This is a genomic window from Salmonella sp. SAL04196 (genome assembly GCF_046550835.1).
In the GTDB taxonomy this organism is placed as follows: Bacteria; Pseudomonadota; Gammaproteobacteria; order Enterobacterales; family Enterobacteriaceae; genus Salmonella; species Salmonella enterica.
The window spans coordinates 468,979-481,454 of the sequence record NZ_JBGDXE010000002.1 but is presented as its reverse complement, the minus strand read 5'-3'; the positions used below and the strand labels follow the sequence as shown (position 1 = coordinate 481,454).

At 56.5% G+C, this 12,476-nt stretch carries 12 protein-coding genes; 6 read left to right on the top strand and 6 right to left on the bottom strand.

Features of this window, described 5'->3' with window-relative positions:
• Window positions 1–5: 5 nt before the first annotated feature.
• The 5 genes from hycE to hycA form a co-directional block, all read right to left on the bottom strand.
• A complete protein-coding gene (gene hycE, locus ACLJPE_RS11850; RefSeq protein ID WP_001288155.1) occupies window positions 6–1,715 on the bottom strand; it encodes a formate hydrogenlyase subunit HycE in 1,710 nt (569 codons plus the stop codon).
• Between the two features lie 17 nt (window positions 1,716–1,732).
• Window positions 1,733–2,656, bottom strand: coding sequence for a respiratory chain complex I subunit 1 family protein (locus tag ACLJPE_RS11845; protein ID WP_000110563.1), 924 nt, complete (start codon window positions 2,654–2,656; stop codon window positions 1,733–1,735).
• A gap of 2 nt (window positions 2,657–2,658) precedes the next feature.
• Window positions 2,659–4,485 carry a formate hydrogenlyase subunit 3 gene (hycC, locus tag ACLJPE_RS11840; protein WP_000097041.1) on the bottom strand — a complete coding sequence of 609 codons (1,827 nt, stop codon included), beginning with the start codon at window positions 4,483–4,485 and terminating at the stop codon, window positions 2,659–2,661.
• Window positions 4,485–5,093 carry a formate hydrogenlyase subunit HycB gene (hycB, locus tag ACLJPE_RS11835; RefSeq protein ID WP_001079163.1) on the bottom strand — a complete coding sequence of 203 codons (609 nt, stop codon included), beginning with the start codon at window positions 5,091–5,093 and terminating at the stop codon, window positions 4,485–4,487. Before hycB ends, hycC begins: the two co-directional genes overlap by 1 nt.
• 145 nt (window positions 5,094–5,238) lie before the next feature.
• Entirely contained in the window at window positions 5,239–5,700 is a 462-nt protein-coding gene (gene hycA / locus ACLJPE_RS11830) for a formate hydrogenlyase regulator HycA (protein WP_000158075.1), read from the bottom strand.
• Between the two features lie 209 nt (window positions 5,701–5,909).
• Between hycA and hypA the strand changes: the two genes are divergently transcribed.
• From hypA to flhA, 6 genes are all read left to right on the top strand, one after another.
• Entirely contained in the window at window positions 5,910–6,266 is a 357-nt protein-coding gene (hypA, locus tag ACLJPE_RS11825) for a hydrogenase maturation nickel metallochaperone HypA (RefSeq protein WP_000544461.1), read from the top strand.
• Between the two features lie 68 nt (window positions 6,267–6,334).
• Complete coding sequence (gene hypB / locus ACLJPE_RS11820; protein ID WP_000337638.1) at window positions 6,335–7,207, top strand: hydrogenase nickel incorporation protein HypB; 873 nt, start codon at window positions 6,335–6,337, stop codon at window positions 7,205–7,207.
• The gene (hypC, locus tag ACLJPE_RS11815) at window positions 7,198–7,470 is read left to right on the top strand and encodes a hydrogenase 3 maturation protein HypC (protein WP_000334871.1); all 273 of its coding nucleotides are present in this window, start codon (window positions 7,198–7,200) and stop codon (window positions 7,468–7,470) included. The genes hypB and hypC overlap by 10 nt, the downstream gene beginning before the upstream one ends.
• On the top strand, window positions 7,470–8,591 hold the full coding sequence (gene hypD, locus ACLJPE_RS11810) for a hydrogenase formation protein HypD (protein ID WP_001212962.1): 1,122 nt from the start codon (window positions 7,470–7,472) through the stop codon (window positions 8,589–8,591). Before hypC ends, hypD begins: the two co-directional genes overlap by 1 nt.
• Window positions 8,588–9,598 carry a hydrogenase expression/formation protein HypE gene (gene hypE / locus ACLJPE_RS11805; protein WP_001059957.1) on the top strand — a complete coding sequence of 337 codons (1,011 nt, stop codon included), beginning with the start codon at window positions 8,588–8,590 and terminating at the stop codon, window positions 9,596–9,598. The genes hypD and hypE overlap by 4 nt, the downstream gene beginning before the upstream one ends.
• 218 nt (window positions 9,599–9,816) lie before the next feature.
• A complete protein-coding gene (gene flhA, locus ACLJPE_RS11800; RefSeq protein ID WP_000122692.1) occupies window positions 9,817–11,895 on the top strand; it encodes a formate hydrogenlyase transcriptional activator FlhA in 2,079 nt (692 codons plus the stop codon).
• A 61-nt stretch (window positions 11,896–11,956) separates the two neighbouring features.
• Here flhA and ACLJPE_RS11795 read toward each other — a convergent pair whose 3' ends face one another.
• Window positions 11,957–12,301 carry a nitrous oxide-stimulated promoter family protein gene (locus ACLJPE_RS11795; RefSeq protein WP_001117938.1) on the bottom strand — a complete coding sequence of 115 codons (345 nt, stop codon included), beginning with the start codon at window positions 12,299–12,301 and terminating at the stop codon, window positions 11,957–11,959.
• Window positions 12,302–12,476 lie beyond the last annotated feature (175 nt).

Genomic DNA, 12,476 nt, shown 5'->3' with positions numbered 1-12,476 from the left:
ATTCCTTATTTCAGCGGCGAGTTTTTACGCTCAATGCTGTAGCGCTCAAGTTCTTTGTACGGCACGACTTTGCTCTTCTTCTTACGTACATCGACCACGGTCATCCGGTCGGTACAGGAGTAGCAAGGGTCGAGGCTGCCGATAATCAGCGGCGCATCGGAGACGGTGTTGCCGCGCAGCATATAGCGCAGCGTCGGCCAGTTGGCGTAGGTCGCCGCACGACAGCGCCAGCGGTAAAGCTTTTGGTTGTCGCCGGTCATGCTCCAGTGGATATCATCGCCACGCGGCGCTTCGGCAAAGCCGAGCGCAAAACGGTGCGGAATATAGGTAAAGCCTTCCACCATCAGCGGGCCGCCCGGCAGATTATCCAGACCGAAATCGATCATATTCAGCGAGGTGTAAACTTCGTTGATACGGACTTTCAGACGAGAAATCACATCGCAGCCCTGCTCGCTATGTACTTCCATCGGCAGCAGACCGTAACCGACAAACGGGTGGTCGGCGCGGGTGTCGCGGGCGTGACCGCTGGCGCGCACCATCGGGCCGACATTACTGAAGTCACGGGCAATTTCCGGGTCCAGACGGCCGATACCCACGGTACGCTGTTCCATATTCGGCGTGCTCAGCAGCATGTCCACCAGCTCCTGCACGTCACGACGCATCTGCTGCGCCAGTTGACGGGTCTGGATCATGTCCTCTTTGAGCAGATCGCGGCGAATCCCGCCGATCAGGTTCAGTCCGTAAGTTTTGCGCGCGCCGGTAAGGATCTCTGCCATTTTCATGGAGGTTTCACGCACGCGGAAGAACTGCATAAAGCCGGAGTCAAAACCGGTAAAGTGGCAGGCGAGGCCTAGGTTCAGCAGGTGCGAGTGCAGACGCTCCACTTCCAGCAGAATGGCGCGGATCATCTGCGCACGCTCCGGCACCTGAATGCCCATCGCGTTTTCCACGGAAGTGGTGTAGGCAGTGCTGTGCGCGAAGCCGCAGATACCACACACGCGATCCGACAGGAAGGTGACTTCGTTATAACCCATGCGGGTTTCCGCCAGTTTTTCCATACCACGGTGGACGTAGAACAGGCGGTAGTCGGCGTCGATAATGTTTTCGCCATCGACGAACAGACGGAAGTGGCCCGGTTCATCGGAGGTGACATGCAGCGGGCCAATCGGCACCACGTTATTTTTCTTGTCACCCAGCTCGTTAATGAACTCGTAGGTTTCCGCATCGGTGGTCGGCGCCGGGCGCTGACGATAATCCATGCTGTCTTTACGCAGCGGATAGAGTTCATCCGGCCAGTCGTCCGGCAGCACCAGACGGCGCTCGTCCGGCAGACCGACCGGAATTAAACCGTACATGTCGCGTACTTCGCGCTCACCCCACACGGCAGCCGGCACGCGCGGCGTAACGGATGGGAATTCCAGCTTATTGGCATCCACTTCAACGCGGACGGTAATCCAGCACTTCGTGCCCTGCTCCATCGACAGCACGTAATAAACGGCATAGTGGCCGCACAACTGGCGTTCGTCATTACCGAACAGCACCGACAACCACCCACCCTGCTGGTAGTAAAGAAACTCCACCACTTCCGGCAGATAGTTCACTTTTACCGTAATAGTCAGCTGATCTTTGGTCTGCCAGGCTTCGTCCAGCACGACGCCCGGAAACGCCTGGTGCAGCGCCGCAAGGTATTGTTGACCTAATTTTTCTTCAGACATGCTCAAACTCTCTTAAATCACGCCGCCAGCAAGGAGACGAAGGCTAAAAACGCAAACCCAAAACCGGCCCAGGTCACGCGTGAAGTGGCGCAAAAACGCAGTCGCGCCATGCTGTTTTCAAACAGGGCGATCACTAGTACGCCGACAATCAGCTTGACGACGGCAATCACCAGCGCCAGCAACAGTCCGCCTGCGCTGAAGGTTTCCATCTGTCCCCACGGCAGAAACACGCCGACGAACATTTGCAGCACCACCAGTTGCTTAAGGCTGATGCCCCATTTCAGCACCGCAAAGCCGCTACCGCTGTATTCGGTCAACGGCCCTTCCTGCAACTCCTGCTCCGCTTCCGCCAGGTCGAACGGCAGCTTGCCCATTTCGATAAAAGTGGCGAAGGCGCAGGCGCACAGCGCCAGAATCAGCGGAATACTGCGCGCGACAGGCCAGTGATAAATGGTATCGGCGATATTGCTGATATGAGTTGAACCCGCCACCTGCGCGGCGACCCACAGACCCAGCAGCAGAATCGGCTCCACCAGCACGCCGAGCATCGCTTCACGGCTGGCGCCGATCGCGGTGAACGGACTGCCGGTATCCAGGCCTGCAATAGAGAAGAAGAAGCGCGCAATCGCGAACAGATAAATCAGGGTGATTAAATCACCCAGTTGCGGCAACGGAGATCCAACGGTGACGACCGGCAGCGCGGTGGCGATAGTCAGCATCACGCCGACCATCACAAACGGCGTCAGGCGAAAAACCCAGCCGGAATCCGCAGGCGCAATACTCTGACGACCGAGCAGTTTGATAATGTCGCGGTACTCCTGCAACACGCCCGGCCCACGGCGATTGTGTAGACGGGCGCGTGCCACGCGAGTAATACCGGACAGCAATGGCGCAACGGCAAATAGCACCAGCGCCTGAATTAACGGATAAAACACACTCATTTTCAGGCTCCTCGTGAAACCACAATCACCACCAGCACCGCCAGCTCAATCAGCGCCAGACGACGGAATAGCACCGCGGCCGCCGCGTTCTGCCAGCCCGGCACCAGCGATACCGGGTTCAGCCATTTACGCAGTTTAAGTACCGGGGCAAAGGCCTCTTTCACCGGCATGGCGAAACCGTGCGCGGTAATCACCATCGACTGCTCATGGTCGTAGCCGCACACCCAGGCCGCGCCGCGAGAACGCGACGGCAGACGGTTGCCTTTGAACATCGCCATAATGATGAACGGCAGTAGCGGACAGGCGACCAACAGCAGCGTGATCATCGGCTGCGATACGGTGGTGTGCGCGGTTTCCAGCGGCAACGGTACCGCAGTGGAAATCATCGGCAGCAGCCACGGCGCGGCAACCCCGCCCAGTACGCAGCAAATCGCCAATGCCACCACGCTGACGCCCATCAGGATCGGCGCGCAGCTGGCGTTTTCAGCTTCCTTCGTGCGCGGCGCGCCAAGGAACGTCACGCCGTAAACTTTCGCCATACACATCACCGCCAGCGCGCCGGTAATCGCCAGGCCAACCGCCAGCAGCGGTCCTAACAGACGACCAACAAACGCGCCGCTGTTGCCCAGTTTGAAGAAGGACTGATAAATCACCCACTCGCCGGCAAAGCCGTTCAGCGGCGGCAGCGCGGCCATCGCCATCAGACCGACCAGCATGGCGATAGAAATAACCGGCATCCGTTTACCAATACCGCCCAGTTTTTCGATATCGCGATGACCGGTACGGAACCAGATGCTGCCCGCGCCCAGAAACAGCACGCTTTTAAACAGGCTATGGTTCAGCAGGTGATAGAGCCCGCCGGTCAGACCCAGCGCGATCAGTACCGGCTGATTGAGAGCAATCCCGGTAACGCCTGCGCCCAGACCGAGCAAAATGATGCCGATATTTTCCAGCGTGTGATAGGCCAGCAGACGCTGAATGTTATGCTCCATCAGCGCGTACAGACCGCCGACAAAGGCGGTGATCATCCCAAGCACCAACAGCGCCACGCCCCACCACAGCGGCGCATTGCCGCCAAGCAGAGATAGCGTGAGAATGCCCAGCAGTCCGATTTTCATCACTACGGTCGAGAACAGCGCGGCGGCGGGAGCGCTGGCGTTGGCGTGCGCCTGCGGCACCCAACCGTGTAGCGGGATAATCCCGGCCAGCAGACCAAAACCGATAACGCCGAGCAGCCAGATATCGGAGCCCAGCGGCAGTTGCTGAGCGCGTTGATCCAGCAGCCCCAGATCCAGCGTGCCGTAGCGCTGCCACACCAGCCAGCAGGCGATTGCCAGCAGCAGCGTACCGAGACGGCCCAGCGCAAACCACAGTTTGCCCTCTTTGCTACCGCCGGTGAGGAACACGGCGCAGAGCGCCATGATTTCCGCCATCACCACCATCGTCCCCAGATTACTGGCGACCACGGCGCAGACGGCTGCCGCCATCAGCAGGTTGATCAACAGTCCGTTGGCTTTTACCTGTGGATGGCGATGCCAGTCGATATTGAACAGGCTGACGAACAGACCGCACAGCCCCAGCGTAATCAGCCAGATAGCATTCAGCGGCGTTATTTGCAGCATGTGGCCGGTAAACGGCATCACGCCGCTCACCGTAACGGCGCTGGTCAGTGCGGTGAACCCCGCGCCAGCCGTACACAGGCTGCCGACCGCGCCGCCGATACCGGCAATCCAGCCGCTCAGCGCTTTATGAAACGAAAACAGAAACGCCAGAACGGCGGCGGCGGCAAACCACGCGACGCCGCTAGTAATCAGTGAAAGTGAACTCATTATGCATCCCCACTCTGAGCCTGCTGAAACAAGGTGAGATCGCCAAAATCGGTATTAAACGTCAGCTCACGTTTACGTTTGCTGGCGCGGGCGATATCCGTGTTATCCACCAGGTGTAGCGCTTTAGTCGGGCACATCCGCACACAGGCCGGGCCTTGCTCGTCAAAGCTGCACAGGTCGCATTTCACCGCAATAGCGCGTACGCCCGGCACCCAGTCGAGCAACGTACTGACGCGCGCAGGCGCTGGCGGCGCGGGCGGCGCTTTCGGCGTATTGGCGTTCGCCGGAATATGCAGCGGACGGCTGCCGGAAAACTCAATAGCGCCAAACGGACAGGCAATACCGCACAGTTTGCAGCTCACGCACAGGCTTTCATTAAGCTGGACAGCGCCGTCAACGCGATTAATCGCGTTAACCGGGCATACCGTGGCGCATGGCGCATCTTCACAGTGGTGACAAAGCTGCGGCGCAGATTCTTTTTCATTCAGCATCACTTTCAGGCGCGGCATTGACTGCAGGCCATGCTGGCGATGCGTCTCTGAACAGGCGGCCTCACAGGTGTGGCAGCCGATACAGAGAGTGGAGTCAGCAATTACAAAACGATTCACCAGGCATTCCTCAGGTGATTGTCATTTTTGACGAAAACATGCCGTTGAAATGTCATTTTCGACACTTATCGACACGCCCATCCCCAAAACATTCATGACATGGCGCAACGCCACATCGCGAATCAAAGCGGGCAACGCCTCAGGCTTATACCGCCGGGCTGTTTCCCTTTACCAATTGACGCAAATTAACCGGCGAGTTGGTTTCTACAGCGGTATAGAGGCTGTCGTAAACGCTGGCGATTTTTTCCAGATAGTGCTCCAGCACCTGCTCGCGATCGCGGTTGTTAACCCGTTCATCAACCTTGCCGTCGATATCGAGCTGCGCCTGTGCAATCAATTGCTTATCTTCGCCATCTTTGGTTTCAACGTAGTACTCAATGGTGTGGCTGTTAAAACCATCCGCCAACGCGACGTAAATACGAAAGTGCTCAAACAGGACAAAGCAAAGATCCCTTTCCGGCGCGCAGCTCATTGCGTGATGCAGGCGCGCTTTCGAGAGGGTGATCCCCTGAACCAGCGAGTTGCAGTAAATATGCCACTGGTCCTGTAGGCGACGATGCCGTTGCGCGATGTAATCGGCCTTTTCGCTTATTTCCCAAATAGTCATGTCAGGTTACCCGTTTAACAGAGATGCCTGCGTTAAGCATTTTCCATGCCAATTTTTAACTTATTGTTTTTAATGGAAGACGAGCACAGTTACTGCCGTTTCGACGCGGTGACGACATGTCATTTCGTCATCGTCGACATTAACCTGCCAGGGGATAAAAATATTGGCATAAATATTGCTTTACAGGGGCAACCACTACGGGAGGCGATATGCACGAAATCACCCTCTGCCAACGGGCACTGGAATTGATTGAACAACAGGCTTCAGCATACGGTGCAAAACGTGTGACAGCCGTCTGGATCAAAATTGGCGCATTTTCTTGCGTGGAAACCAGCGCTCTTTCCTTTTGTTTTGATCTGGTATGCCGCGGCACGATAGCAGAAGGTTGTAAACTGCACCTCGAAGAACAGGAGGCCGAATGCTGGTGTGAGCATTGTCAACAATATGTCACGTTGTTAACCCACCGTGTACGTCGTTGTCCGCAATGTCATAGCGATACGCTGCGAATTGTGGCCGATGACGGCTTACAAATTCGGCGCATAGAGATTGATGAAACTGAAGATTAATGCCGGATAGACGCTCGCGTCGCCATCCGGCAGAAAGCCTGTAACAAGAAAAAGATCAGGAGTAAGCGATGTGTACGACTTGCGGTTGCGCTGAAGGCAACCTTTATATAGAAGGCGATGAACATAATCCGCACTCAGCGTTTCGTAGCGCGCCCTTTGCCCCAGCGGCTCGCCCGGCGCTGAATATTACCGGCATTAAAACGCCTGACTTTGCCCCAAGTCAGACCGCAGAAGGCGATCTGCATTACGGCCACGGCGAAGCCGGAACCCACGCGCCTGGTATGAGTCAGCGGCGGATGCTGGAGGTTGAAATCGACGTGCTGGACAAAAATAATCGTCTGGCTGAGCGCAACCGCGCCCGTTTCGCCGCCCGCCAGCAACTAGTGCTCAACCTGGTGTCCAGCCCCGGGTCCGGTAAAACCACCCTGCTGACCGAAACGCTGATGAAATTGAAAGACCGTGTACCGTGCGCGGTGATTGAAGGCGACCAGCAGACAGTGAACGACGCCGCCCGCATCCGCGCTACCGGCACGCCCGCCATTCAGGTCAACACCGGTAAAGGCTGCCATCTTGACGCGCAAATGATCGCCGACGCCGCGCCGCGCCTGCCGCTGGATGACCACGGTATTCTGTTTATCGAAAACGTCGGTAATCTCGTCTGCCCGGCCAGCTTCGATCTGGGCGAAAAGCATAAAGTCGCAGTGCTTTCCGTGACCGAAGGTGAAGATAAGCCGCTGAAGTATCCCCATATGTTTGCCGCTGCGTCGCTCATGCTGCTCAATAAAGTCGATCTGCTGCCCTACCTCAATTTTGACGTTGAGAAGTGCATCGCCAGCGCGCGTGAAGTGAACCCGGAGATTGAAATTATCCTGATTTCCGCCACCAGCGGCGAAGGCACGGATCAGTGGCTGGCCTGGCTGGAGGCGCAGCGATGTGCATAGGCGTGCCGGGTCAAATCCGCGCCATTGACGGCAATCAGGCAAAAGTTGACGTCTGCGGCATTCAGCGCGACGTCGATCTCACATTAGTTGGCAGTTGTGATGAAAACGGTCAGCCGCGTCTGGGTCAGTGGGTGCTGGTTCATGTCGGATTCGCCATGAGCGTCATTAACGAAGCGGAAGCGCGCGACACGCTCGACGCGCTACAAAATATGTTTGATGTTGAGCCGGACGTCGGCGCACTGCTGTATGGTGAGGAGAGATAATGCGTTTTGTTGACGAGTACCGTGCGCCGGAACAGGTAATGCAGCTCATTGAACACCTGCGTGAACGCGCCGCCCTTCTTCCTTACACTGCCGAACGTCCGTTGCGCATTATGGAAGTCTGCGGGGGTCATACCCACGCGATTTTTAAATTTGGTCTCGATCAGTTACTGCCCGAAAACGTGGAGTTTATTCACGGCCCCGGTTGTCCGGTCTGCGTGCTGCCGATGGGACGCATCGACAGTTGCGTGGAAATTGCCAGCCATCCGGAGGTGATTTTCTGCACCTTTGGCGATGCCATGCGCGTGCCGGGGAAACAGGGGTCTCTGTTGCAGGCTAAAGCGCGCGGCGCGGATGTCCGTATTGTTTACTCTCCGATGGACGCGCTGAAGCTGGCGCAGGATAACCCGACCCGCAAAGTGGTATTTTTCGGGCTGGGCTTTGAAACCACCATGCCGACCACCGCCATCACGCTGCAGCAGGCAAAACAGCGTGACGTGCGAAACTTCTACTTTTTCTGCCAGCACATTACGCTGATCCCGACGCTGCGTAGCTTACTGGAGCAGCCGGACAACGGCATTGACGCTTTTCTTGCGCCAGGCCACGTCAGCATGGTCATCGGCACCGAGGCGTACCAGTTTATCGCCGCCGATTTTAATCGCCCGCTGGTGGTGGCTGGATTCGAACCGCTTGATCTACTGCAAGGCGTGGTCATGCTGGTTGAGCAGAAAATAGCGGCCCTAAGCCAGGTTGAAAACCAATACCGTCGCGTGGTGCCGGATGCCGGAAACATGCTGGCGCAGCAGGCCATCGCCGATGTGTTCTGCGTTAATGGCGATAGCGAGTGGCGCGGTCTGGGCGTGATTGAATCCTCCGGCGTCCACCTGACGCCAGAGTATCAGCGCTTTGACGCCGAAGCGCATTTCCGCCCAGCGCCGCAGCAGGTCTATGACGATCCGCGCGCCCGCTGCGGCGAAGTGCTGACCGGCAGATGCAAGCCGCATCAGTGCCCGCTATTTGGTAAAACATGTAATCCAGAGACCGCGTTTGGCGCGCTGATGGTCTCTTCCGAAGGCGCATGCGCCGCCTGGTATCAGTATCGTCAGCAGGAGTGTGAAGTTTGAACAATATACAACTCGCCCACGGTAGCGGCGGCCAGGCTATGCAACAGTTGATTAATAGCCTGTTTATGGAGGCCTTTGCCAACCCGTGGCTGGCGGAACAAGAAGATCAGGCGCGTCTGGAGCTGGCGCAGCTGACGGCGGAGGGCGACCGTCTGGCGTTTTCTACCGATAGCTATGTGATCGATCCGCTCTTTTTCCCCGGCGGCAATATCGGCAAACTGGCGATTTGTGGTACGGCGAACGACGTAGCGGTGAGCGGCGCGATCCCCCGCTATCTCTCCTGCGGCTTTATCCTTGAAGAAGGACTGCCGATGGAGACGTTAAAAAGCGTGGTCAATAGCATGGCGGCGACCGCGCGGGAAGCGGGTATCGCCATTGTAACCGGCGACACCAAAGTTGTGCAGCGCGGCGCGGCGGATAAATTGTTTATCAACACTGCCGGCATGGGGGCGATTCCCGCCGATATTCACTGGGGCGCGCAAACGCTGAACGTTGGCGATGTGCTGTTAGTCAGCGGTACGCTTGGCGATCACGGCGCCACTATCCTCAACCTGCGTGAGCAACTGGGACTGGATGGCGAGCTGGCGAGCGACTGCGCAGTATTAACGCCGCTTATTCAGACGCTGCGTCATATTGACGGAGTGAAGGCATTGCGTGACGCCACGCGCGGCGGCGTGAATGCGGTCGCCCATGAGTTTGCGGCGTCCTGCGGTTACGGTATTGAATTGTCCGAATCCGCACTGCCGCTCAAACCTGCCGTGCGCGGCGTCTGCGAGCTGTTGGGGCTGGATGCCCTGAACTTTGCCAACGAAGGAAAACTGGTGATTGCCGTTGAACGGCAGGCCGCAGATCGGGCGTTGGCGGCATTACGCGCGCATCCGCTGGGACGTGATGCAGCGCTGATTGGCGAAGTCGTGGAACGCAAAGGCGTTCGCTTAGCCGGACTCTATGGCGTGAAGCGAACCCTTGATTTGCCACACGCCGAACCATTACCTCGTATATGCTAGCAGCCTGTTGGCAGCATACTGTAGGCCGGATAAGACGCATTTGCGTCGACATCCGGCATTAACGCTGCATTAACGCCTGATGGCGCTTTGCTTATCAGGCCTACGGAGTGTGTGACCAGCGAGTTTGCGGTCAGCCATCCGGCAATAACTTACGACTTATACCTATAATTCATTTACCGTTTTCGCACCGTTTTGCGGTATTTTCCTGGAAAAGCAACATGTCGTATACACCCATGAGCGATCTTGGACAGCAAGGCTTGTTCGATATCACTCGTACCTTATTGCAGCAGCCCGATTTGGCGTCGCTCAGTGAAGCGCTTTCGCAACTGGTAAAGCGTTCAGCGCTCGCCGACAGCGCCGGCATTGTGCTATGGCAGGCGCAGTCGCAACGCGCACAATATTATGCGACGCGAGAAAATGGCCGTCCTGTTGAATATGAAGATGAAACCGTACTGGCGCACGGCCCGGTACGTCGCATCCTTTCTCGCCCCGATGCATTGCACTGTAATTTCCATGAGTTTACCGAAACCTGGCCGCAGCTTGCCGCGAGCGGCCTCTACCCTGAATTTGGTCATTACTGTCTGCTTCCTTTAGCCGCGGAGGGCCGTATTTTCGGCGGCTGCGAATTCATCCGTCAGGAAGATCGCCCCTGGAGTGAAAAGGAATATGACCGCCTGCATACGTTTACCCAAATTGTCGGCGTGGTCGCCGAGCAAATTCAAAACCGGGTAAACAATAACGTCGATTATGATCTGTTGTGCCGCGAACGCGATAACTTCCGTATTCTGGTTGCGATTACCAACGCCGTCCTGTCGCGTCTGGATATTGATGAGCTGGTAAGCGAAGTCGCAAAAGAGATCCACCACTATTTCAATATCGACGCGATCAGCATCGTGTTGCGCAGCCATCGCAAAAATAAGCTGAATATCTACTCCACCCACTACCTTGATGAGCATCATCCGGCGCACGAACAGAGCGAAGTCGACGAAGCCGGCACGCTCACGGAGCGCGTCTTTAAAAGTAAAGAGATGCTGCTTATCAACCTCAACGAACGCGATCCGCTTGCCCCCTACGAACGCATGCTGTTCGATACCTGGGGCAATCAGATCCAGACGCTTTGCCTGCTGCCGTTGATGTCCGGCAAGACGATGCTTGGCGTGCTCAAACTGGCGCAGTGCGAAGAAAAAGTGTTTACCACCGCCAACCTCAAGCTGCTGCGTCAGATTGCCGAACGGGTAGCCATTGCCGTGGATAATGCGCTGGCCTATCAGGAAATCCACCGCCTGAAGGAACGCCTGGTCGACGAAAACCTGGCGCTCACGGAGCAGCTTAATAACGTCGACAGCGAGTTTGGCGAGATCATCGGGCGCAGCGAAGCGATGTACAACGTGCTAAAGCAGGTTGAGATGGTGGCGCAGAGCGACAGTACCGTGCTGATTCTGGGCGAAACGGGAACCGGTAAAGAGTTGATTGCCCGCGCCATTCACAACCTGAGCGGACGTAGCGGACGCAGGATGGTAAAGATGAACTGCGCCGCGATGCCGGCGGGGCTGCTGGAAAGCGATCTGTTTGGTCATGAGCGCGGCGCGTTTACCGGCGCCAGCGCGCAGCGGATTGGCCGTTTCGAGCTGGCGGATAAAAGCTCGCTGTTTCTGGATGAAGTGGGCGACATGCCGCTGGAGCTACAGCCTAAGCTGCTGCGCGTCCTTCAGGAGCAAGAGTTTGAACGTCTTGGCAGCAATAAACTGATCCAGACCGACGTGCGGCTGATCGCCGCGACTAACCGCGATCTGAAAAAAATGGTCGCCGATCGCGAATTCCGTAACGATCTCTACTATCGGCTGAATGTATTTCCGATCCAGCTTCCTCCGTTACGCGAACGTCCGGAAGATATACCACTACTGGTCAAAGCGTTCACCTTCAAAATCGCCCGCCGAATGGGGCGTAATATCGACAGCATTCCCGCCGAAACACTGCGCACGCTCAGCAGCATGGAATGGCCGGGGAACGTTCGCGAGCTGGAGAATGTCGTCGAGCGCGCCGTGCTGCTGACGCGCGGCAATGTGCTACAACTGTCGCTGCCGGATATTACCGCCGTAACGCCCGATACCTCGCCTGTTGCAACTGAAAGCGCCAAAGAAGGCGAAGATGAATATCAGCTTATTATACGCGTGCTGAAAGAGACCAATGGCGTAGTGGCTGGACCAAAAGGCGCGGCGCAGCGTCTGGGGCTTAAACGAACCACCCTGCTGTCGCGTATGAAGCGATTGGGTATTGATAAAGACGCGTTAGCGTAACGGGTTGCCGGATCTGATCCGGCCTGGAGATGATGCGCGCCGTAGGCCTGGCGCTTCCCCTTCACTTCTTGCGCTGATATTTTTCCGGCAATTCCGGAACGGGGCGCTTATCGTCGATAAGGTGCCGCACGGTCAGGACAGGGTGTCGCCAAAGCATTCGCGGACCTGCCCAACGCATAATCTGCTTCATCTCCTCGCGTTTAGCCGGCTGATAGCAGTGCACCGGGCACTGCTTACAGGCGGGTTTTTCCTCGCCAAATACGCATTTATCAAGACGTTTTTGCGCATAGGCGAACAGCGCGTCGTAATGCCCCTGCACCGCTGACGCCTGTGGGCACTGGCTTTCATACAGCGCGATCATTTTTTTGATCGTCAGTTTTTCACGAGCGATACGTTTACCAGGCATCGTGCTCTCTCCGAACATTAAGATGCATTTATTTTACACCTTATCCCTCTTTAGCACTATCACTGCATATCGTCGCCATTACGCAAATAAGAATTATTTTCATTTATTCATACCTTGTGCTATATAACATAGCAAAGGCTATATTCGATGATTAATTAACCACATTGTTGCGAGG

What these genes read in the sequence shown, in the direction of transcription:
- hycC (WP_000097041.1), bottom strand. Translation starts at nt 4,485, where the DNA reads ATGAGTTCACTTTCACTGATTACTAGCGGCGTCGCGTGGTTTGCCGCC.
- hycE (WP_001288155.1), bottom strand. Translation starts at nt 1,715, where the DNA reads ATGTCTGAAGAAAAATTAGGTCAACAATACCTTGCGGCGCTGCACCAG.
- hypD (WP_001212962.1), top strand. Translation starts at nt 7,470, where the DNA reads ATGCGTTTTGTTGACGAGTACCGTGCGCCGGAACAGGTAATGCAGCTC.
- ACLJPE_RS11795 (WP_001117938.1), bottom strand. Translation starts at nt 12,301, where the DNA reads ATGCCTGGTAAACGTATCGCTCGTGAAAAACTGACGATCAAAAAAATG.
- hypC (WP_000334871.1), top strand. Translation starts at nt 7,198, where the DNA reads ATGTGCATAGGCGTGCCGGGTCAAATCCGCGCCATTGACGGCAATCAG.
- flhA (WP_000122692.1), top strand. Translation starts at nt 9,817, where the DNA reads ATGTCGTATACACCCATGAGCGATCTTGGACAGCAAGGCTTGTTCGAT.
- hycA (WP_000158075.1), bottom strand. Translation starts at nt 5,700, where the DNA reads ATGACTATTTGGGAAATAAGCGAAAAGGCCGATTACATCGCGCAACGG.
- hypB (WP_000337638.1), top strand. Translation starts at nt 6,335, where the DNA reads ATGTGTACGACTTGCGGTTGCGCTGAAGGCAACCTTTATATAGAAGGC.
- ACLJPE_RS11845 (WP_000110563.1), bottom strand. Translation starts at nt 2,656, where the DNA reads ATGAGTGTGTTTTATCCGTTAATTCAGGCGCTGGTGCTATTTGCCGTT.
- hypA (WP_000544461.1), top strand. Translation starts at nt 5,910, where the DNA reads ATGCACGAAATCACCCTCTGCCAACGGGCACTGGAATTGATTGAACAA.